We start from the raw sequence: 20,779 nt of genomic DNA on the forward strand, positions 1-20,779 counted from the left end.
TCGCCTGATGAAGATCGACACGGTCGAGGCGATCCCCCTCGCCGTCCCCTACCGGCGCCCGTTCGCCTTCGCCAGCGGCGTCGCCATCAGCGCCGACCACGTCCTGGTGCGGATCACCACCGACGACGGGCTGGTCGGGCACGGGGAGGCCCCGCCCCGGCCCTACACCTACGGCGAGACCGCGGCCTCGATCGTCGCCGTCGTGCGCGACGTCTTCGCCCCGCTGCTCGTCGGCGCCGACCCGTTCGCGCGGGAGCGCCTGCGCGCCGACCTGGCCCGCACCGTCGCCAACAACGCCGCCAAGGGCGCGATCGACGTCGCGCTCTGGGACCTCGCCGGGCAGGCGTGCGGGCAGCCGGTGCACGTGCTGCTCGGGCACGCCGCCGACGACGTCGCGGCCGCGCACATGATCGGGCTGGGCACGCCGGCGCAGATGGTCGCCGACGCCGTGGAGATGAGCGAGCACCACGGCGTCGCCGCGTTCAAGGTGAAGGTGGGACGGGACCTCGCGCACGACATGGCCGCGGTGCGCGAGCTGCGCCGCGAGCTCGGCGACGCGGTCGAGCTCTACGCCGACGCCAACCGCGGGTGGGACGCCGACACCGCGATCGTCGCCGCCCGCCGCCTCGCCGAGCACCACGTCACCATGCTCGAGGAGCCCAACCCCGCCGACGACGTGCTGGGCCGGCGCCGGATCGTGCGCGAGAGCCCGATCCCGGTCGTCGGCGACGAGTCGACGATCACCCTGGGCGGGGTCGCCCGCTCCCTGCTCGACGGCGACGCGCACGCCATCAGCGTCAAGGTCGCGCGCACCGGGTTCACCGACTCCGCGAAGATCGTCGGGCTGTGCGAGGGCCTGGGCGCCGCCACCGTCGTCGGCAACCAGATCGACGGCATGCTCGGCACCGTGGCCTCGACCGCCCTGGCCTGCGGACAGCGCGCCCTGGCCCGCCACCCCGTCGAGGTCACGAACTTCCTGCTCATGACCGACGACGTCCTCGCCGAGCCGCCGGTGATCGCCGAGGGCCGCGCCGCCGCCCGCCAGGCCCCCGGCCTCGGCGTCACCATCGACCCCGACAAGCTCGCCCACTACCGCACCGACACGTAGCTCCGGTGTCAGCGAAGTGCCGTCGCTGACACTCAACGTCCGTATCCGTACTTCGATCACCCGAGGAGCACCCCGTGCAGTTCCTCGTCCGCATGGACGTCCGCCTCCCCCACGACATGCCGCAGGACGTCGCCGACGACCTCCGCGCCCGGGAGAAGGCCCGCGCCCACGAGATCCAGCGCAGCGGCAAGTGGCCGGAGCTCTGGCGGGTGGTCGGGCGCTACGCCAACGTCAGCCGCTTCGACGTCGAGTCCGGCGACGAGCTCCACCAGCTGCTCTCGAGCCTGCCGCTCTTCCCGTACATGGAGGTCGAGGTCACCGCGCTGACCGTCCACCCGTCGAAGCTCGACTCCTGATGGGCGGAATCCCCGGGTTCACCGACCCCCGACGCCGGGCACGGTGAGGGCGTGAAGCTGCACCACGTCCTCGAGGGTCCCGCCGACGCGCCGCCGCTGGTGCTGCTCTGCTCGCTGGGCAGCACCGTCGACATGTGGGCGCCCCAGCGCCGCGAGCTGGCCGGCGAGTTCCGGCTGGTCTCGCTCGACAGCCGCGGTCACGGCGGTTCGCCGGTGCCCGCCGGCCCGTACTCCGTCGAGGAGCTCGCCCGCGACGTCCTGGAGACCCTCGACGACCTCGGCGTCGAGCGCGCCTCGTTCGCCGGCGTGAGCCTCGGCGGCGCGGTCGCGCAGTGGATCGGCCTGCACGCCCCGCAGCGGGCGAGCTCGCTGGCGATGCTCTGCACCGCGGCCCGCTTCCCCAACGCCGACACCTTCCGCCAGCGCGCGCAGACCGCCCGCGCCGACGGGGTCGCGTCGATCGCCGACGCCGTCGTCGCCCGCTGGTTCACCGACGACTTCGCCGAGGCCGAGCCCGAGACCGTCGGCCGGATGCGCGACATGATCGCCGCGACGCCGGCCGAGGGTTACGCCTCCTGCTGCGAGGCCGTCGCCGACTGGGACGTCGTCGACGAGCTGGGCGGCATCGCCGTGCCGACCCTCGTCGTCAGCGGCGTCGAGGACCCGGCCACCCCGCCCGAGCACCAGCAGGTCCTCGCCGACGGCATCCCCGGCGCGCGCCTCGAGTCGGTCACGGACGCGGCGCACCTGGCGTCGTTCCAGCGCCCCGAGGTCGTGACGGCGCTGCTGCGCGAGCACGCGAAGGGGGCGCAGTGATCGACAAGACCGTGGCGTCGGCCGACGAGGCCGTCGCCGACATCACCGACGGGGCCTCGCTCGCCGTCGGCGGCTTCGGCCTGTCGGGCGTGCCGATCGTGCTCATCGACGCCATCTCGCGCGGCTCGGCCACAGGGCTGCACGTGGCGTCGAACAACTGCGGCACCGACGGCTGGGGCCTGGGCATCCTGCTCGAGCAGCACCGCATCGCCCGCGTCGTGGCCTCTTACATCGGGGAGAACAAGGAGTTCGGCCGCCAGTACCTGGCCGGCGAGCTCGAGGTCGAGCTGACCCCGCAGGGCACGCTCGCCGAGCGGATGCGCGCCGCCGGCTCGGGCATCCCGGCGTTCTACACCCCCGCCGGCGTCGGGACCTGGGTCGCGGACGGCGAGATGCCCTGGCGCTACGCGGGCGACGGGTCGGTGGCGGTGACCTCGCCGCCCAAGGAGGTCCGCGAGTTCGACGTCGACGGCGAGCGGGTGCCCTTCGTCCTCGAGCTCTCGCTGACCTGCGACTTCGGCCTCGTGCGCGCGGCCAAGGGCGACCGGCACGGCAACCTCGTCTTCCACCGTTCCGCGCGGAACTTCAACCCGCTCGCGGCGATGGCCGGGCGCACGACGATCGCCGAGGTCGAACAGCTCGTCGAGCCCGGCGAGATCGACCCCGACGAGGTGCACGTGCCCGGCATCTTCGTCCACCGCGTGGTGGAGCTGACCGGCGAGCAGGTCAGCACCAAGCACATCGAGAAGCGCACGACCCGGGAGGCGTGAGATGGCCCTGACCCGCGAGCAGATGGCCGCCCGCGCCGCGCGCGAGCTCGCCCACGGCTCCTACGTCAACCTCGGCATCGGGCTCCCGACGCTCATCCCGAACCACCTGCCCGAGGGCGTCGACGTCCTGCTCCACTCGGAGAACGGCCTGCTCGGCGTGGGCCCCTATCCGCTCGAGGAGGAGGTCGACCCCGACCTCATCAACGCCGGCAAAGAGACCGTGACCGTCCGCGAGGGCGCCTCGTTCTTCGACTCCGCGCTCTCCTTCGGGATGATCCGCGGCGGCAAGGTCGACACCGCAGTGCTGGGCGCGATGCAGGTCGCGGTCACTGGCGACATCGCCAACTGGGCGGTGCCCGGCGCGATGGTCAAGGGGATGGGCGGGGCGATGGACCTCGTCCACGGCGCGCGGCGCGTGCTCGTCGTCATGGAGCACGTGACGAAGAAGGGCGCGGCGAAGCTCGTCGAGTCCTGCTCGCTGCCCCTCACCGGCCGCGGCGTCGTCTCCCGCGTCATCACCGACCTCGCCGTCGTCGACGTCACCCCGGGCGGCTTCGTCCTGCGCGAGCTCGCCCCGGGCGTCACCACCGAGGAGGTCCGGGAGCAGACCGGCGCGCCGCTCCTCGACGCCGACGACCTCGCCGAGATGACCGTTCCCGCCTGAAGCGGCATTCCGAGAAGAATCGTTGGCAACGCGTTCGGCGCGATTCGCAGGAAGCCAGCCTTTCCGACGGCTCCACGGCTCGGCGAGGCGCTGAGCTGCAGGGCCGAGACGTGGAAAACGCAAGAATCATATCCGCCGAGCGAATTCACTGAGCGGTCAGCGAGCCGGCGACCTCCGTCGGTTGCTCGCGACGCACACGGCGTGGAGAGTCTGCGCATTCTCCGCCGGCCCATTCCCGACCCGTGACGAGGGACGGCCCCCGTCTCCGGCGGACGTCCACCACCATCCGCCCCACGGGAGGTGCCGAATGATCAAACGTCGCGACCTGGCTCCCTTCCCGGACGACGAGGTGTGCGCCCTCCTGCGCAGCGACCGGCTCGCGGTGAGCGAGCGGGTGGCGCAGCAGCTGACCCGATGCTCCCTGGACCGCGTCCAGCGGGTGGTGCTCCGGCTGCTCGCGCGGGCCGGGCTCTCCGACCCCGAGACCCGTCGGGCCCTCCGCGCCGAGGCGGACGAGCTCGACGCCGCCGTCCGGGCCGCGCGGGACGTCCTGTTCGCGCCGTGGAACGAGGCCGTGGACGGCGCGACGCCCGACGCGCCCGTCGAGACCGCCCTCCTGGACACGGCCGGAGTGATCGTCTGGGTCGACCGGGCCTGGAACGACTTCTGCGTGGCCAACGGCGGCGACCCGGCACACGCCGGCGTCGGGCACTCGTTCCTGGCGCTGTGCGACGCCGCGGGCGACCGGCAGAGCGCCACGGTGGCCACGACGATCCGCACGGCCCTGCGGGGTGACCTCCCCGCGCCGGCCCGCCTCGCCGTCCCGTGTCACGCGCCCGAGCGACCCCGGGTCTTCGACGTCCTCGTCTCGACCCGGCGCGGCGACCGCGGCGACGTCCTCGGCGCGACGGTGACGCTCTCCGAGGCCGCGCGGGTGCCTGACGGCATGTGAGCAGGAAGAAGTGCTGGAGCACTTCTTTCTGCTCACATGCCGAAGGCACGTCAGTCCCGCGCCCGCGCCACCACGTCCTCGAGCGCCTCGGGGTTGCGCAGGGCGTCCTTGCTGACGGCCTTCTCCGGGTCGGTGCCGGCGAGGATGCGCTTGACCGGCACCTCGGACTTCTTGCCGTTGAGCGTGCGCGGGATGTCGGCGACGACGAGGAAGCGGTCGGGCACGTGGCGCGGGGAGAGCTGGCTGCGCAGCGCCTTCTTCAGCTGCCCCTCGACGTCGGCGAACGCCACGCCGTCGGAGAGCACGAGGAAGCACAGCAGCTCGCCGCCGTCGCGGGCGCCCTCGAGCCCGGAGGTGTCGATGACCAGCGAGTCGAGGACCTCGTCGAACGACTCGACGACCTCGTAGAACTCGGCGGTGCCCATCCGCACCCCGCCGCGGTTGAGCGTCGAGTCGCTGCGTCCGCGGATGACGCACGAGCCGCGCGGGGTGATCCGGATCCAGTCGCCGTGGCGCCAGGTGCCCGGGAAGTCCTCGAAGTACGACTCGCGCATCCGCGACCCGTCGGCGTCGTTCCACAGCATCACCGGCATCGACGGCATCGGCCGCGTGATGACGAGCTCGCCGACCTCGTCGATCACGGGGTTGCCCTGCGGATCGAACGCCTCGACCGCGCAGCCCAGCGCGCGGCAGGAGATCTCGCCGCGCCACACCGGCACGGTCGGCGCGACCCCGACGAACGCGGCGCACGTGTCGGTGCCCCCGGAGACCGACGCGATCTGGATGTCCCCGCCGACGGCGTCCCGGATCCAGTCGAAGCCCTCCGGAGAGAGCGGTGAGCCGGTGGAGCCGACCGATCGGATCGCCGACAGGTCGAACGCGTCCTTCGGGCGGAGGCCCGCCTTGAGGCACGACTGGACGAACGAGGCCGAGGTCCCGAAGAGCGTCACGCCCTCGTCGGCGGCCGTCTTCCAGAGCACGTCGAGGTCGGGGTGTCCCGGGCTGCCGTCGAAGGCCACGACCGTCGAGCCCACCAGCAGCCCGCTGATCAGCAGGTTCCACATCATCCAGCCGGTGGTGGTGAACCAGAAGAACCGGTCGCCGGGACCGAGGTCGTGCTGGAGGGCCAGGGACTTGAGGTGCTCGACGACGATCCCGCCGTGCGAGTGCACGATGCCCTTGGGCAGACCCGTCGTGCCCGAGGAGTAGAGGATCCACAGCGGGTGGTCGAACGGCACGGGGTCGACGGTGAGCTCGGCGTCGGCGTGGTCGGTGAAGTCCGCCCAGCGCACGACGTCGTCGCGCCCGGCCCACGCGTCGTCGGCGAGGTAGTCGACGCCGACGAACGCCCGCAGCGTCGGCAGCTGGGCGCGCAGGTCGTCGACGGTGCCGCGGACGTCGTAGCCCTTGCCGTTGTAGAGATAGCCGTCGACCGCGACCAGCACCGAGGGCTCGATCTGCGCGAACCGGTCGACGACGGCCCGCGCCCCGAAGTCCGGCGAGCACGACGACCACGTCGCCCCCAGCGACGCCGCGGCGAGGAACGCCACCAGCGTCTCGACGGTGTTCGGGGACAGGGCGACGACCCGGTCGCCGCGCCCCACCCCGAGCGCCACGAGCCCGGCGCGGGCGCGGGCGACGTCGGCGCGCAGCTCGCCGTAGGTGCGCGCGACCCGCCGGCCGTCCTCGCGCACCGCGACGATCGCCGTGTCGCCGTCGGCGCCGCCCTCGCGGGGCCACAGCGCGTGCTCGGCGTAGTTCAGCGTCGCGCCCGGGAACCACTCCGCGCCGGGCATCGCGTCGGAGCCGAGCACCCTGCTCGGCCGGTCGTGGAACCGCACGCCGAGGAAGTCGGCGATCGACCCCCAGAACGCGGGCAGGTCCGACGTCGACCAGGTCCACAGCTGGTCGTAGGTGTCCACGGTGACCCCGTGCTCGCGGGCCACGTGCCGCGCGAACGCGGTGATCCGCGCGTTCTGCACCGTCGTCTCGTCGGGGCGCCAGAGGATCTCGGGCTCGGTGGTCTCGGACGGGGCGCTCATGGGCACCGTTCTATCCTCAGCGGACCGCCAGCACCAGCATCCGCGCCTCCACCCCGGCGCCCGCGCGGTAGGGCGTCACATCGGCCGACACGAGGTCCGCCCGTCCGGCCGAGACGAGATCGTCCACCTCGGCGCGGTAGCCGCCGGACTCCCAGACGTCGTCGAGGACGGTGGCCACGACGTGCCCGCCGGGGCGGGTGACGCGCACGAACTCCGCCAGCGCCTCGGGGCCGACGTGCCCGTGGGTGAGGGTGCCGACGCAGACGACGACGTCGTAGCTGTCGGCGGGCGTGCGCAGCGGGCGGGTGAGGTCCGCGGGCTCCAGCGAGCGGTAGGCGCCGGTGGCGCGGGCGCGCTCGAGCATGCCCGGGGACACGTCGACACCGTCGACCGTGCCGACCTCGCGCGCGGCGAGCGCTGCGCCGACCAGCCCCGTCCCGCAGCCGGCGTCGAGGACGGAGACGCCGACACCCGCGACGCGCACGACGGTGTCGGCGGCGAGGCCCGGCGCGACGTAGTCCTGGCTCGCGTCGGCGAGCTCGTGGTCGTAGCTCGCCGCCCACTCGTCGTAGAACGCCCGCGCGTCGTCGGGTCCGCGCAGGGTGTACGCCCGCTCCATGCGCGGGTTGCCGCCGGTCGGGGTCGTGGGCTCGGTCATGCCGCCAGTCTCGTACGTGCGTGGATTTCGTTGCTATACCTCAGAAGATCACGCACGTAAGGTCGGCCACGTGCAGAACCTCTTCCGCCGACGCTGACACCCGGCCCCGCCGCCCGGGCGGGTCCCGCGCGGGTTCGGTGCCCGGGTCGTCGCCGTCGAGGCGCTCGGCCAGGCCGTGCCGCTCTACCCGCTCTACGCGCTGCTCTTCGCCGACCACGGCCTGTCCGACGCCGCGATCTCCGCGTTGTTCGCCCTGTGGTCGGTGACGACGCTGGTCCTCGAGGTGCCCTCCGGCGCCTGGGCCGACGTCACCTCGCGGCGCCGGATGCTCGCGGCGTCCGGCGCGCTGTCCGCCGCCGCCTTCGCGCTGTGGGTGCTCCTGCCGAGCGCGCCGGTGTTCGCGCTCGGATTCGTGCTCTGGGGCGTCGGGACGGCGCTCGGCTCGGGCACCCTCGAGGCCCTGACCTACGACGCCCTCGCGCGGTGGGACGCGACCGACCGCTACGCGACGCTCATGGGCCGCGCCCGCGCCGGCTACCTCGGCGCGACCCTCGTGGCCACCGCCCTCGCCGCGCCGCTCGTGGCGGTCGGCGGCTACGTGCTGTGCGGGCTCGTCGGGGCCGGCGCGACGCTGCTCTCCGCCGCGCTCGCGCTGACGCTGCCCGAGGAGGTGCGCGGGCCCCGGTCGTCGCGGTCCAGCTCCCGGGCCGCCCTCGTCGCGTGGTGGGCGATGCTGCGCGACGGGGTCGGCGAGGTGTCCCGGAGCGCCCTGCTGCGCCGGGCCGTCGTCCTCACCGCGCTGCTCACCGGGCTGATGGCGTTCGACGAGTACCTGCCCCTGCTCGCCGCCGACCAGGGCGCGACACCGGCGACGACGGCGCTCGCGCTGACCGCGGTCGGCGTCGCCGAGACGGCCTGCGTCGCCCTCGCCGGCCGCGTCGCCCGGGCCCGCGGGCCGGTCCTCGGGGCGCTGCTGGCCGGGGCGGGGGTCGCGGTCGGCGCCGGCGCCCTGCTGCCGCTCGGGCCCGGTTTCGCTCTCATCGCCGCGGGCTGGGGCGTGCTGCAGCTGCTGCTCGTCGTCGTCGAGACCCGGGTGCAGGACGCGGTGGCCGGTGACGCCCGCGCCACCGTCACCTCGATGGCCGGTCTCGGCTCGGAGGCCGTCGGGCTCGGGGTGCTCGTCGTCGTCGGGACCGGCTCGGTGTGGGTCGCCCTGCCGGTGCTCGTCGCCGGGCTGAGCGTCCCGTTGCTGGTCCTGGCGGTGGTCGTGTCCCGGCAGTGACCGTTCGGGTCTGGTCGAACCCGGACGGTTGCTGCCATATTCGACACGTCGCGAACCCGGCGAAGGGAACGGACCATGCGCATCGCGGACCTGCTCGCACGGAAGGGGACCGCGGTGCTGACGGTCCCGCCCGACGCCCCGGTCACCGAGCTGCTCGCGGCGCTCGCGGACCGCAACGTCGGGGCCGCCGTCGTCTGCGAGGACGACCGGCTGGCCGGGATCGTGTCCGAGCGCGACGTGGTGCGTCACCTGCACCGACGCGGCGCGGCGCTTCTCGACGTGCCGGTCCGGGAGATCATGACGACGGTGGTCGCCACCTGCCGGGGCAGCGACGACGTCCAGACCCTGAGCCGCACGATGACCGAGCGGCGCATCCGCCACGTGCCGGTCGTCGACGAGGACGAGCGGCTCGCCGGCATCGTCAGCATCGGCGACGTCGTCAAGAGCCGCATCGACCAGCTCGAGGAGCACCGCAGCCAGCTCGAGGCCTACATCTCGGGCTGACGCGTCCCCGTTCCGCGTCACGCGGTCGCGGGTACGCGACCGGTATGGACATGACCAGGCTGGGCAAGACCGAGCTGCAGGTGTCGCGGATCGCGTTCGGGACCTGGCAGGTCTCGGGCGAGTGGGGTTCCTACGACGCCGAGCAGGCGCAGCGAGCGATCCGCCACGCGCTGGACCTCGGGGTCAACTTCTTCGACACCGCCCAGGCCTACGGCTTCGGGCAGGCCGAGGAGGTGCTCGCCAACGCGCTGCGCGGCGAGCTGGACCGCGACCGGGACTCGGTGGTCATCGCCACCAAGGGCGGCATCAACCCGGGCAGCGACAAACCGCGCGACTCGAGCCGCGAGTACCTGCGCTCGGGCGTGGAGTCGTCGCTCAAGGCGATGAAGATCGACCACATCGACCTCTACCAGGTGCACTGGCCGGACACCGACACGCCGTTCGAGGACACCGCGGGCTACCTGCAGGAGCTCGTCGACGAGGGCAAGATCCGCCACGTCGGGGTGTCGAACTTCGACCAGGACCAGATGGCCGCGTTCGACCGCCGTCGGCCCGTCGAGACGCTCCAGCCGCCGTACCACCTGTTCCGCCGGCACATCGAGGACGGCGTGCTGCCCTACGTGCGCGAGAACGACATCGGGACGCTGGTCTACAGCCCGCTCGGGTCGGGGCTGCTGACCGGCACGATGACCACCGACACCACGTTCGAGGACTCGGACTGGCGTTCGCAGGCCTCCGCGTTCACCGGCGAGCAGTTCCGGCAGAACCTCGAGGTCGTCGAGCGGCTGACGTCGTTCGCGGCGGACAAGGGCTGCGAGGTCTCGCAGCTCGCGATCGCCTGGGTGCTCGCCCAGGACGGCATCGACACCGCGATCGTCGGCGCCCGCTCGGACAAGAACATCGAGCGCTCGCTCGCCGCGGTCGACGTGCGGCTCTCGCCGGACGACCTCGCCGAGATCGAGCGGATCACCGCCGACGGCGTGCAGGTCAGCGGCGCCTCCCCCGAGGGCATCGCGTAGCCGGACGGACACGCTTCGTGGTCCTTGTCCAGGACCACGAAGTCCCACTACGGTACGTCGGGTCCTCCTCGCCGATGAAGGAGTCCCGATGACCGCGTCCACCGCCACCACCGTCACGAACCTCGGCGTCGCCATGTTCGCCGTCGCCGACCAGGACGCCGCGATCGCCTTCTACACCGATCGGCTCGGGTGGGAGCTGCGCGGCGACAACCGGTTCGGCGAGGCCGGCGAGAACCGCTGGGTCGAGGTCGCCCCGCCGGGCTCCACGGCGCGACTCGCGCTCAACCCGCCGATGGGCGGGGAGCCCGGCGGCGGCAGCATCGGCGTCGAGACCCCGGACGTGCGGGCCGAGCACGCCCGCCTGCGGGGTCTCGGCGTCGACGTCGACGACGTCATGGACGCCCCGGGCGCCCCGGTGCTGTTCATGATGCGCGACCCCGACGGCAACCACATCGCCGTCGTCCAGGTGCCCTAGGTTCCAGCGAAGTGCCGTTGCGGACACTGAACGTCCGCAAAGGTACTTCGATCACCGCACGAACTCCGCCTCCACGATGTCGGCGGCGACCGGTGCCCCGCCCCCGCGGCGGACGACGTCGCGCTGCTCGGCCAGCCGCGCCGCCACCTCCGGCGACGACGTGAGCTCCAACAGAGCCGCCCGCAGCCTCTCGGGCGTCGCCTCCTCCGTCGGTACCGTGCGGGCCACGCCCGCCGCCTCCAGCAGGGCGGCGTTGCCGAACTGGTCGACCGCCTGAGGGACCGCGATCATCGGCACGCCCTGGTAGAGCCCCTCGGCGCAGCCGCCCATCCCGGCGTGGGTGACGAACGCGCTCGCCCGCCCGAGCACGCCGAGCTGCGGCACCCAGCGGTGCGCGCTGACGTGCTCGGGGAGCTCACCGAGCGCCGCGAGGTCGACGTGCGGGCCGACGGCCAGCACGACCTCCCAGCCCAGCGGGGCGAACGCGTCCGCGCAGGCCCGGAACAGGTCGGGGTGGTCGTGGTACGCCGACCCGAACGACACGAGCACCAGCGGCCGGTCCGGTAGCGGCCACTGCTCCTGCGCCGCTCGCCGATCGAGGTCGGGCCCGACGAAGGTGTAGACGGCCGGGTCGACCCGCTCGGCGTTCGGCTGCAGCGCCTGCGGGATCTCGACGATCGACCGGCGCGGACGGCCCACGAACTGCTCGGGGTCGTCGTCGATGCCGTGCTCGGCGAGCCACGCCGAGAACCGCGCGAGGTAGGCCCGGTAGCCGGGCTCCTGCCGGAACGCCAGGTCGTCGGCGAGGTCGTCCTCGAAGCCCTCCCAGGCGACCATCGCGGGCGAGAGCTGGATCGCCGGGATGCCCCAGCGGCGGGCGAGGACGAGCGCGGGGTAGCCGCCGATGTCGTAGAGGGCGACGTCGGGGTGGTCGTCCGCCAGGGCCGCTTCGATCTGCGGCAGCGCGTGCACCGCCTCGTCGAGGAACAGCGCCGTCCCCTCGACCGGGTCGGCCGGCCACTGCTCGCCGCGGCCCTGGTCGGGCAGGACCGAGGTGTGGACCAGCGGCATCGCCCCGGTGGTGGCGACCATCTCGGCGAACGACGCGGGGATCGCGTAGGTGACGCGGTGGCCGCGCGCGACGAGCTCGGCGACGACGGGCAGGTGGGGGTGGGTGTGGCCGTGCGCAGCGACGCCGACCACGAGGACGTGGGTCATGGAGATCTCCGGGAACGGAGTGGCCGAGGGCAGCGGCGGGCACCGCCGGAGGTCATCCGGCGGTGCTGCGGGCGGGCTCTCGTCAGGCGTCGATCTGCTGGATCACGAACGCGAACGGTAGGGGCCGCGAGCTCCCCGAGGCCACCGATTTCCCGGTGATCGAAGTGGAGTTACGGACACTGAACGTCTGCGGAGCCACTCCGCTGACACACCTCAGCCGGGCAGGGTGAACTGGATGCGCTCGATGGACTCGGCGATCGGGGCGAAGAGCTCGCGGCGGATGCGGTTGTGCTCCGGGTCGGCGTCGTAGGCGCGGTAGGCGTCGTCGTCGACGAAGTCCGCGGTCAGCGCGAAGTGGGCGTTGCCGTCGCGCAGGCCCCGGTCCTGGCCCCCGACCAGCCGGAAGTCGACGCCCTCGAGGGTCAGGTCGCGCAGGGACTGGATCGCGGCCTCGACCTGCTCGGCCGGCACGCCCTCGCGCACCCGGCCCACCACCACGTTGCGGATCATGTCCGCCATCCTGCGCTACGGCAGGCGCTCCCCGGTCTCGGCGTCGAAGACGTGCAGCGCCTCGGGGTTCGGGCGCACCGCGATGGGGTCGCCGAAGCGCACCTGCACGCGTCCCGGCCCGCGCACGACGATCGAGGTCGAGGTGTCCTCGGCGAGGTGGGCGTAGAGGTAGGACTCGCTGCCCAGCTCCTCGACGACGTCGACGACCGCCTTGACCACCGACCCCGCGTCCGAACCGGTGCTCTCGAGCACCCAGTCCTCGGGCCGGACGCCGACGGTGAGGCGGTCGCGCGAGCCGGCCGCGTCGGAGACGTCACGCGGCAGCGGGATCTCGATCCCGCCGAGCGTGACCCCCGACGACGAGCGGGGCAGGTCGAGCAGATTCATCGCCGGCGAGCCGATGAAGCCCGCGACGAACGCGTTGATCGGCCGGTCGTAGAGCTCCGGCGGCGTCGCGTACTGCTGCAGCTTGCCGTCGGCGAGCACCGCGACCTTGTCGCCCATCGTCATGGCCTCGACCTGGTCGTGGGTGACGTAGACCGTCGACACCTCGAGGCGGTTCTGCATCTCGGCGATCTGCGCGCGGGTCTGCACGCGCATCTTGGCGTCGAGGTTCGACAGCGGCTCGTCCATGAGGAAGACCTGGGGCTCCCGGACGATCGCGCGTCCCATGGCGACCCGCTGGCGCTGGCCGCCGGAGAGGGCCTTGGGCTTGCGGTCGAGGTACTCGGTGAGCCCGAGCATCTCGGCGGCCTGGCGGACCCGCTGCGCGCGCTCCTCCTTGTCCATCCCGCGCATCTTCAGCGGGAAGGCCATGTTCTCCGCCACCGTCTTCGACGGGTAGAGCGCGTAGTTCTGGAACACCATCGCGATGTCGCGGTCCTTCGACGGCACGTCGACGACGTCGCGCCCGTCGATGCGCACCGAGCCCGCGTCGATCGGCTCGAGCCCGGCGAGCATGCGCAGCGCCGTCGACTTCCCCGAGCCCGACGGGCCGACGAGGACGACGAGGTCGCCGTCGGCGACGGTCAGGTCCAGGCTGTCGACGGCCGGCTTCGCCCCCGGGGTGTAGATGCGCGAGGCCTGGTCGAACACCACTTCAGCCATCTGTCACGTCCCCTTACTTGACCGCGCCGAACGACAGGCCCTGCACCAGCTTGTTCTGCGCCACCCACCCGGCGAGGATCACCGGCAGCGCGGCCAGGGTCGCCGCCGCGGAGAGCTGGGCCCAGTACAGGCCCTCCGAGGTGATGAAGCCGACCAGGAAGACCGGCATGGTGCCGGCGTTGGCCGCGGTCAGGTTGACCGCGAAGAAGAACTCGTTCCACGCGAAGATCACGCAGATCAGCGCCGTGGCGAAGATGCCCGGCGAGATGATCGGCAGCACGATCTCGCGCAGCGTGCGCCACAGCGGCGCGCCGTCGATGCTCGCCTGCTCGAGCAGCTCGCCCGGCACCTCCAGGAAGAACGACCGCATCATCCACACCGCGATCGGCAGGTTCATGCCCGTGTAGAGGACGACGAGGGTCCAGATGTTGTCGAGCATGCCGATCTGGTTGACCACGACGTAGATCGGCACGATCACCGCGACCACCGGCAGCATCTTCGTGGAGATGAAGAAGAACAGGACGTCCTGGGTCTTCTTCACCGGGCGCAGCGAGACCGCGAACGCGGCCGGGATTCCCAGCAGCAGCACGAGCAGGGTGGAGAACACCGTGGCGATCACGGAGTTCAGCAGGTACGGACCCACGCCCCCGGAGAAGACACCCTCGTACTGCTCCAGCGTCGGCTCGAAGATGAGCTTCGGCGTCGTGGTGTAGGCGTCGGTCTCCTGCTTGAAGGAGGTCAGCACCATCCAGAAGACCGGGAAGAAGAAGGCGATGCCCACGACCCACGCGATGACGCCCAGCCAGACGTTGGCGGCGCTGCGCTTGCGACGACGGGGCTCGGGCGGCGCCGCGGGCTCCTGCGTGTCGGGTGGAGTGCTCGTCGTGACCGCCATCAGGCCGCCTCCTCCGCGCCACTGAACGACTTGAAGATCAGGCGCAGGGCGAAGTTCGCCGCGATGAGGGTCAGGATGACCACGACCACGCCCATCGCCGCCGACTGGCCGATGTCGAAGCCCAGGAACGCCCGCTGGTAGATGTAGAAGGGCAGGTTCGCGCTCGCCACGCCCGGGCCGCCCTGGGTCATCATGTAGACCTGGTCGAAGATGTTGACCAGGTAGATCGTGCCGAGCACGACGCCGAGCTCGATGAACCGGCGCAGGTGCGGCAGCGTCAGCTCCCGGAACGTCGAGAAGGCGCTCGCCCCGTCGACCCGGGCCGCCTCCAGCTGGTCGGTCGGCATGCTCTGCAGGCCGGCGAGCAGCAGCAGCATCATGAACGGCGTCCACTGCCAGATCAGCGCGGCCATCACCGAGGCCAGCGGGTAGGTGCTGATCCACTCCGTGCCCGCGCCCCCGAACGGCGTCAGCACGAAGTTGATCAGGCCCAGCGTCGGGTCGAGCAGCACCGTCCTCCACAGCAGCGCCGCCGCGACCGGGGTGATGAGGAACGGCGTGATGAGCAGCGTGCGCACCACGCCGCGTCCGACGAACTGCCGGTTGAGCAGCAGCGCCAGCAGCAGGCCGAGGACCACGGCGATCAGCACCGAGCCGAGCGTCATGATCACGGTGTTGAGCGCGACCGTCCGGAACTGGCTGTCGGCGAAGACGTCGCCGTAGTTCGAGAACCAGACGAACTCCTGGGACCCCGGTCGGACCAGGTTCCACGACTGGAGCGAGTAGTAGATCGTCAGGATGAACGGGATCTGCGTGACGATGATCGTGAAGATCAGCGCGGGGAGCAGCGGGCCGCGGCGCCGCCAACCCTCGGCCCGGTCGACCATCGGGGCGCCGCCGGTGCTCTCCGGTGCGGCGGTCGGACGTTCCGTCGTGGTGGTCATCGCTGGTAGCTCTCCCCCACCGTCTCCGCGTAGTTCTGCGACTGGTCGAGGGCCTCGTCGACGGTGGACTGGCCGGCGATGGCCGCGCTGATCTGCTGGCTCACCCGGGTGCCGAGGTCCTGGAACTCGGGGATGCGCACGAACTGCACGCCCTCGTAGGGCACCGGCTGCACCGTCGGCTGCTCGGGGTTCGCCCGCTGCAGGCCGTCCAGGATCAGCGGCGCGTAGGCACCGGCCACCTGCTGGTACTCCGGGATCTGGTAGGTCGACCGGCGGGAGCCGGGCGGGATCGAGGTCCACCCGATCTCGGGGTCGTTGCCGGCCCGCTGGATGTACTCCTTGCTCGTCATCCAGGACATGAACCGCCAGGCGGCGTCCTTGCGCGGCGAGGTCTGCGGGATGGCCAGCGACCAGCTGTAGAGCCAGCCCGAGGACGGGGTCGCGAGGACGGGGGCCGGCGCGTAGCCGATGCGGCCCGCGACCGTCGACTCCGCGGGGTCCTCGACGGTGCCGGCCGCCGACGTCGCGTCGTACCACATCGCGACCTGGCCCTGGCCGAACTGCGTCGCGCACTCGGAGAAGCCGGACTGCGAGGCGCCGGGCTGGCCGTGCTGGCGGACGAGGTCGACGTAGAACTGCACGGCGTTGCGGACCTCGGGCGAGGTGAGCTGCGCGCGCCACTGCGGGTCGTACCAGCGGCCGCCGAAGGTGTTGATGACGGTGTCGAGCGGGGCCATGACCTCGCCCCAGCCGGGCTTGCCGCGCAGGCAGATGCCGCGCTGGCGGCCCTCGCCCTGGTCGAGCCGGGCGGCGAACTCGGCGATCTGCGGCCACGTGGGCTGCGCGGGCATCTGGATGCCGGCCTGCTCGAAGACGTCGCGGCGGTACATGAGGAACGACGACTCGCCGTAGAAGGGCACCGAGTACATCCGGCCCTCGTAGGACAGCGAGTCCCGGACGGTCGGGATGAAGTCGGCCCGGTCGTAGCCCGGGGTGGCCGCCATGTAGGGCTCGAGGTCGGTGAGCCAGCCGTTCTGCGCCCACTGCGGCGTCTCGTAGTTCGAGATCATGACGATGTCGAACTCGCCGCCGCCGGTCGCGACCGATGCGGTGATCTTGGCGCGGGCCTCGTTCTCCGACAGGGAGACGAAACGCAGCCGGATGCCGGGGTTCTCCGCCTCGAACTGCGGCGAGAGCGAGATCGCGTCCTCCATCTGCGGGTTGGACACGATGGCGACCGTGACGGTCTCGACGCCCTCCGCGGTGCCGAGGGCCCCGGCACCGGAGCATCCGGCCAGGAGTCCCAGGGTCGCGAGGACCGCTCCGAGGACCGCCGGGAGCCGGCTCCGTCGCCGTGCCACCGCGCCGTGCATCCGCGCCTCCCGAGCCACGCTGATGGAGCCTGCCCGCCGGCGACCGTGATGTGGGCCACGTGCGGTGGGGTGACCGTAAAGCTGCGCTCCGTGAGAGGCAAGCGCTTAACCACTTCAGATCGCGGTGGAGCGCAGAGCGTGCGCGCGGGGTACAACTAGCGCGGACGCGGTGGGTCGTCCGCGCGACACCACCGGAGGACGGGAGCCGGTCATGGTGACGTCATGGTGACGATGGCCGATGTGGCACGGGTGGCCGGCGTGTCCACGGCCACGGTCTCGCACGTCCTCAACGGCACCCGCCCGGTGCGCGCCCGGACCCGCGAGCAGGTGCTCTCCGCGGTGGCCGCGACCCACTACACGCCCAACACCGTCGCCCGGTCCCTGGCCACCGCGCGCACGACGACGATGGGCCTGGTCCTGTCGGCCATCTCCAACCCGTACTTCGGCGAGCTGCTGCACGGCGCCGAGTGCGCGGCCGCCGAGGCCGGCTACACGCTGCTGCTCGTCGATCCGCACGAGGACCCGGAGTACGAGCTCACCGTCGTCTCCCGCCTGCACCACCACCGCGTCGACGGCGTCGTGCTCGCCCCGTCGGCCCGCCCCGACGCCGCACTGGCCTACCTCGCTCGCCACCGGGTGCCGACGGTGCTGCTCGACCGGCTCATCGACCCCGCCCACGACCAGGTCGGCAGCGAGAACCGGGAGGCCACCGCCGCGCTGACCGGGCACCTCGCCGAGCACGGACACACCCGCATCGGGCTGGTCGCGGGCCTCGACGGGCTCGCGACGACCATCGAGCGCCGCGACGGGCACCGCGACGCGCTGGTCGCGCGCGGGCTGCCCGTCGACCCGGCGCTCGAGGTCAGCGGGTCGTCGTCGACGGCGGGGGCGCGGGTGGCAACCGGGGCGCTGCTGGCGCTCGACGACCCGCCGACCGCGATCGTCGTCGGCAACAACAGCATGACCATCGGCGCCATGCAGGCGCTGCGCGCGGCCGGGCTCGCGGTGCCGCGGGACGTCGCGGTCGCCGCGTTCGACGACTTCGCGTGGGCCGACCTGTTCTCGCCGCGCCTGACCGTCGTCGCCCAGCCGTTCGACGAGATCGCACGGACCGCCGTGCACCTGCTGCTCGCGCGGATCGCCGACCCCGGCACGCCGCCGCAGACCCGGCGGATCGCGCCCGAGCTGCGGATCCGGGAGTCGTGCGGTTGCCCTCCGTCTACCGGCTGAGCGCGGCCAGGTTGTCCAGCGAGCGCGTGAGGTGCTCCTCGCCGAACGGCGGGAAGCTGATGTGCTCGCGCAGGAAGGCCGGGACCGCCGACCAGTCGTAGGTCAGGGTCACCCGCGTGCCACTGCCGTCCGGGCCGTCGGGGCCGTCCGGTCCGGCGGGCTCGAGGTCGTAGCGCCAGGTCCAGCCGCCGTAGCCGATCTCGCCGTCGGGCCCGTACTGCCCGGGCTGCCAGGCCAGGGCGCGCGGCGGGTCGAAGACCTCCACGCGGTTGTGCATGCGGTAGTCCCCGTCGGGGTGGTTGCGGTGGAACATGGCCATGCCGAACACCTGGCCGGCGCCGGTGATCGGGCCGTCGTCGAGCGGCTCGCGGACCCAGCCGGTGCCGTCGACCGCCGCGTGGCTGCCGGGGTCGGCGAGGACCCCGAACACCGCCTCGGGCGTGGCGTCGACGTACCGCGTCACGCTCATGACCTCGGTGGCCGTGCCCGTGCTCATCGTGGGTGCTCCCGTCGCTGACGTGATAGTCCTCGAACTGTATCGACGAGTTGACTATCAGGACAAGTCGTCGGGCAGACCCCGCTGTTGACGTTCGTGGCCATACTGCGGGGCATGGCGCGTTCAGCGACGTACGTCGCCGGGGTCGACTCCTCGACCCAGGCGACCAAGGTCCTCGTCGTCGACCCCTCGGACGGGAGCGTGGTTCGCGAGGCCCGCCGCGCCCATCCCGACGGCACGGAGGTCGACCCGCGGGCCTGGTGGGACGCGCTGTCCGCCGCCCTCGGCGAGGTCGGCACCGACGACGTCGCGGCGATCGCCGTCGCGGGTCAGCAGCACGGGATGGTGCTGCTCGACGAGGCCGGGGAGCCGGTCCGCGACGCACTGCTGTGGAACGACACGCGCTCGGCGCCCGACGCGCGGGCACTGATCGAGGAGCTCGGCGGGGCCGAGGCGTGGGCGGAGGCGGTCGGCACGGTGCCGGTCGCGAGCATCACCGCCACGAAGCTGCGCTGGACCTCGCGCGCCGAGCCGGAGAACGCCGAGCGGGCGCGGTCGGTGATGCTGCCGCACGATTGGCTGACCTGGCGGCTGTGCGGCATGCGGGACGAGCCCGTGACCGACCGGGGCGACGCCTCGGGCACCGGCTACTGGTCGACGGTCACCGGCGAGTACCGCCCCGACCTGCTCGAGCTCGCGTTCGGACGGACGCTCGACGTGCCGCGGGTGGCCGGGCCGGACGAGGTCGTGGGGCACACCGAGGGCGGCATCGCCGTGGGCCCGGGGACGGGCGACAACGCGGGCGCGGCGCTGGCGATCGGGCCGGGGGCGGGCGAGGTGATCGTGTCGATCGGGACCTCGGGGACCGTGTTCACCGGCTACGACCGCCCGACCGCCGACGCGTCGGGGCAGGTCGCCGGGTTCGCGGACGCGCGCGGGGGCTACCTGCCGCTGATCGCCACCCTCAACGCGGCGCGGGTGCTGGGCGTCGGCGCGGGGCTGCTCGGGGTCGATCCGGAGGGCTTCGACGAGCTCGCCCGCGCCGCCGCGCCGGGCGCCGGCGGGCTGGTGCTGCTGCCCTACCTCGACGGCGAGCGCACCCCCGACCGCCCGCAGGCGCAGGGCCGCTACGTCGGGCTGACCACCGCCAACGGGACGCGCGAGAACATGGCCCGCGCGACGGTGGAGGGCATGCTCTGCGGGCTCGCCGACGGCGTCGACGCGCTCACCGCGCAGGGCGTGCCGGCGCGTCGGGCGCTGCTGATCGGGGGCGGGTCGCGGTCGTCGGCCGTCGCCGAGCTCGCGCCGGACGTGCTCGGCCTGCCGGTCGAGGTGCTCGCGCCGCAGGAGTACGTGGCCCTCGGCGCCGCCCGCCAGGCCGCCTGGGCGCTCCAGGGCGAGGAGCCGGCCTGGCGCGTGCCGCGCGAGACCAGCCGGGACGTCACCGACGCCTCGATCTCCGAGCAGGTCCGCGCGCGCTACGCCGACGTCCGCGACGGCCGGGCGCCCTAGGTTCCACGAGCGATGCGGCATCGCTGGCGTTCAGCGCCAGGATCGCCACATCCTCGTTCGCCGACTCGCCGAGCGGGAATTGAGCGTGCTCGACTCATGTTGACTGAGTCGCAGGCCCGCAAGGCCGGGCCGCCTTCGGCATTCGAGGAGGAACCACCATGAGCACGCTGATCCCCTGGGGCCCGCGCTTCGTCGACCCGTTCACGTTGACCGACGCCCTGTTCCGCCGCCCCGCGGCTTCCCGCACCGGCCGCGGCACCGCCTGGTACGCCCCGACCACCGACGTGGTGCGCGAGGGTGACGACGCCGTCGTCCGCCTCGAGCTCCCCGGCGTGGACGTGGCGAAGGACGTTACCGTCGAGGTCGACGGCGACCGCCTCACCGTCCGCGGTGAGCGTCGCGACGAGCAGACCGGCGAGGGCTTCCGCCAGAGCCGCTACGGCTCGTTCCGCCGGACGTTCACGCTGCCCGCGCACGTCGACGGCGACGCGGTGTCCGCGTCGTACGACGCCGGGGTGCTGACGGTCCGCGTGGCCGGCGCCCACGCGTCGGTCGAGTCCGGCTCTCGGCGCATCGCCATCGACGGCGTCCCGGCGCCGGAGGCGAGCGAGGCCGGCGAGTCGGCCGAGTCGAGCGATGGCGAGACCGGCGAGGGCCGGGCCGCCTGACGCGCCCGGACGTGGCGAACGCGCTGTTCGCAGCTTCTGTGCGCACGAACACCCCGTTGATCATCCCGTGATCACGGGCCCCGGACGCCCGCGGGACCACCACGGTCCCGCGGGCGTCGTCGTGTCGGAGCCGTCTCGGTGCGCGAGATGGTGGATTTCCCGGCGTTCAGCACCAGCGTG

22 protein-coding genes are annotated in these 20,779 nt (G+C 72.8%); 13 read left to right on the forward strand and 9 right to left on the reverse strand.

The genetic code is table 11. The features are described 5' to 3' along the window. The first annotated feature begins 7 nt into the window (after positions 1-7). The 6 genes from ACYX4T_RS16395 (at position 8) to ACYX4T_RS16420 (ending at position 4,666) form a co-directional block, all read left to right on the forward strand. Positions 8-1,108, forward strand: coding sequence for a mandelate racemase/muconate lactonizing enzyme family protein (locus tag ACYX4T_RS16395; RefSeq protein WP_476010360.1), 1,101 nt, complete (start codon positions 8-10; stop codon positions 1,106-1,108). A gap of 74 nt (positions 1,109-1,182) precedes the next feature. After that, positions 1,183-1,464, forward strand: coding sequence for a muconolactone Delta-isomerase (gene catC / locus ACYX4T_RS16400; RefSeq protein ID WP_476010361.1), 282 nt, complete (start codon positions 1,183-1,185; stop codon positions 1,462-1,464). A 51-nt stretch (positions 1,465-1,515) separates the two neighbouring features. Continuing rightward, positions 1,516-2,280 (forward strand): 3-oxoadipate enol-lactonase, encoded by a 765-nt coding sequence (pcaD, locus tag ACYX4T_RS16405; RefSeq protein WP_476010362.1) that lies wholly within the window; start codon positions 1,516-1,518, stop codon positions 2,278-2,280. After that, the gene (locus ACYX4T_RS16410; RefSeq protein WP_476010363.1) at positions 2,277-3,050 is read left to right on the forward strand and encodes a CoA transferase subunit A; all 774 of its coding nucleotides are present in this window, start codon (positions 2,277-2,279) and stop codon (positions 3,048-3,050) included. The genes pcaD and ACYX4T_RS16410 overlap by 4 nt, the downstream gene beginning before the upstream one ends. A gap of 1 nt (position 3,051) precedes the next feature. Further along, entirely contained in the window at positions 3,052-3,714 is a 663-nt protein-coding gene (locus ACYX4T_RS16415) for a CoA transferase subunit B (protein ID WP_476010364.1), read from the forward strand. A 307-nt stretch (positions 3,715-4,021) separates the two neighbouring features. Next, a complete protein-coding gene (locus ACYX4T_RS16420; protein WP_476010365.1) occupies positions 4,022-4,666 on the forward strand; it encodes a hypothetical protein in 645 nt (214 codons plus the stop codon). Between the two features lie 50 nt (positions 4,667-4,716). Here the strand turns inward: ACYX4T_RS16420 and ACYX4T_RS16425 are convergent, their stop codons facing one another. Continuing rightward, positions 4,717-6,708: an acetoacetate--CoA ligase gene (locus tag ACYX4T_RS16425; protein ID WP_476010366.1), complete on the reverse strand. Its 1,992-nt coding sequence runs from the start codon at positions 6,706-6,708 to the stop codon at positions 4,717-4,719. A 16-nt stretch (positions 6,709-6,724) separates the two neighbouring features. After that, the gene (locus tag ACYX4T_RS16430; RefSeq protein ID WP_476010367.1) at positions 6,725-7,366 is read right to left on the reverse strand and encodes a class I SAM-dependent DNA methyltransferase; all 642 of its coding nucleotides are present in this window, start codon (positions 7,364-7,366) and stop codon (positions 6,725-6,727) included. 175 nt (positions 7,367-7,541) lie between these two features. Between ACYX4T_RS16430 and ACYX4T_RS16435 the strand changes: the two genes are divergently transcribed. The 4 genes from ACYX4T_RS16435 (at position 7,542) to ACYX4T_RS16450 (ending at position 10,646) form a co-directional block, all read left to right on the forward strand. Then, a complete protein-coding gene (locus tag ACYX4T_RS16435; RefSeq protein WP_476010368.1) occupies positions 7,542-8,648 on the forward strand; it encodes an MFS transporter in 1,107 nt (368 codons plus the stop codon). A 75-nt stretch (positions 8,649-8,723) separates the two neighbouring features. Beyond that, positions 8,724-9,152: a CBS domain-containing protein gene (locus ACYX4T_RS16440; RefSeq protein ID WP_476010369.1), complete on the forward strand. Its 429-nt coding sequence runs from the start codon at positions 8,724-8,726 to the stop codon at positions 9,150-9,152. 44 nt (positions 9,153-9,196) lie between these two features. After that, complete coding sequence (locus ACYX4T_RS16445; RefSeq protein WP_476010370.1) at positions 9,197-10,171, forward strand: aldo/keto reductase; 975 nt, start codon at positions 9,197-9,199, stop codon at positions 10,169-10,171. Positions 10,172-10,259: 88 nt separating this feature from the next. Further along, positions 10,260-10,646, forward strand: coding sequence for a VOC family protein (locus ACYX4T_RS16450; RefSeq protein WP_476010371.1), 387 nt, complete (start codon positions 10,260-10,262; stop codon positions 10,644-10,646). Positions 10,647-10,697: 51 nt separating this feature from the next. Here the strand turns inward: ACYX4T_RS16450 and ACYX4T_RS16455 are convergent, their stop codons facing one another. The 6 genes from ACYX4T_RS16455 to ACYX4T_RS16480 form a co-directional block, all read right to left on the reverse strand. Continuing rightward, the gene (locus tag ACYX4T_RS16455; protein WP_476010372.1) at positions 10,698-11,864 is read right to left on the reverse strand and encodes a macrolide family glycosyltransferase; all 1,167 of its coding nucleotides are present in this window, start codon (positions 11,862-11,864) and stop codon (positions 10,698-10,700) included. A 213-nt stretch (positions 11,865-12,077) separates the two neighbouring features. Further along, a complete protein-coding gene (locus ACYX4T_RS16460; protein WP_476010373.1) occupies positions 12,078-12,374 on the reverse strand; it encodes a Dabb family protein in 297 nt (98 codons plus the stop codon). A 15-nt stretch (positions 12,375-12,389) separates the two neighbouring features. Further along, positions 12,390-13,481 carry an ABC transporter ATP-binding protein gene (locus ACYX4T_RS16465; RefSeq protein ID WP_476010374.1) on the reverse strand — a complete coding sequence of 364 codons (1,092 nt, stop codon included), beginning with the start codon at positions 13,479-13,481 and terminating at the stop codon, positions 12,390-12,392. A 13-nt stretch (positions 13,482-13,494) separates the two neighbouring features. Then, the gene (locus tag ACYX4T_RS16470; protein WP_476010375.1) at positions 13,495-14,376 is read right to left on the reverse strand and encodes a carbohydrate ABC transporter permease; all 882 of its coding nucleotides are present in this window, start codon (positions 14,374-14,376) and stop codon (positions 13,495-13,497) included. Further along, positions 14,376-15,320: a carbohydrate ABC transporter permease gene (locus tag ACYX4T_RS16475; protein ID WP_476010376.1), complete on the reverse strand. Its 945-nt coding sequence runs from the start codon at positions 15,318-15,320 to the stop codon at positions 14,376-14,378. Before ACYX4T_RS16475 ends, ACYX4T_RS16470 begins: the two co-directional genes overlap by 1 nt. Then, complete coding sequence (locus ACYX4T_RS16480) at positions 15,317-16,693, reverse strand: ABC transporter substrate-binding protein (RefSeq protein ID WP_476015296.1); 1,377 nt, start codon at positions 16,691-16,693, stop codon at positions 15,317-15,319. The genes ACYX4T_RS16475 and ACYX4T_RS16480 overlap by 4 nt, the downstream gene beginning before the upstream one ends. Positions 16,694-16,924: 231 nt before the next feature. Between ACYX4T_RS16480 and ACYX4T_RS16485 the strand changes: the two genes are divergently transcribed. Then, a complete protein-coding gene (locus tag ACYX4T_RS16485) occupies positions 16,925-17,923 on the forward strand; it encodes a LacI family DNA-binding transcriptional regulator (protein ID WP_476010377.1) in 999 nt (332 codons plus the stop codon). Here ACYX4T_RS16485 and ACYX4T_RS16490 read toward each other — a convergent pair. Continuing rightward, complete coding sequence (locus ACYX4T_RS16490; RefSeq protein ID WP_476010378.1) at positions 17,913-18,419, reverse strand: SRPBCC family protein; 507 nt, start codon at positions 18,417-18,419, stop codon at positions 17,913-17,915. The genes ACYX4T_RS16485 and ACYX4T_RS16490 overlap by 11 nt on opposite strands. A 114-nt stretch (positions 18,420-18,533) precedes the next feature. Here ACYX4T_RS16490 and xylB point away from each other — a divergent pair, with 114 nt between their 5' ends. Together xylB and ACYX4T_RS16500 are read left to right on the forward strand one after the other, a co-directional pair. After that, the gene (xylB, locus tag ACYX4T_RS16495) at positions 18,534-19,931 is read left to right on the forward strand and encodes a xylulokinase (RefSeq protein WP_476010379.1); all 1,398 of its coding nucleotides are present in this window, start codon (positions 18,534-18,536) and stop codon (positions 19,929-19,931) included. A 158-nt stretch (positions 19,932-20,089) separates the two neighbouring features. Further along, entirely contained in the window at positions 20,090-20,599 is a 510-nt protein-coding gene (locus ACYX4T_RS16500) for an Hsp20/alpha crystallin family protein (protein WP_476010380.1), read from the forward strand. The last annotated feature ends 180 nt before the right edge of the window (positions 20,600-20,779 follow it).

The sequence above is a fragment of the Actinomycetospora sp. ABD4_176 genome (genome assembly GCF_056311855.1).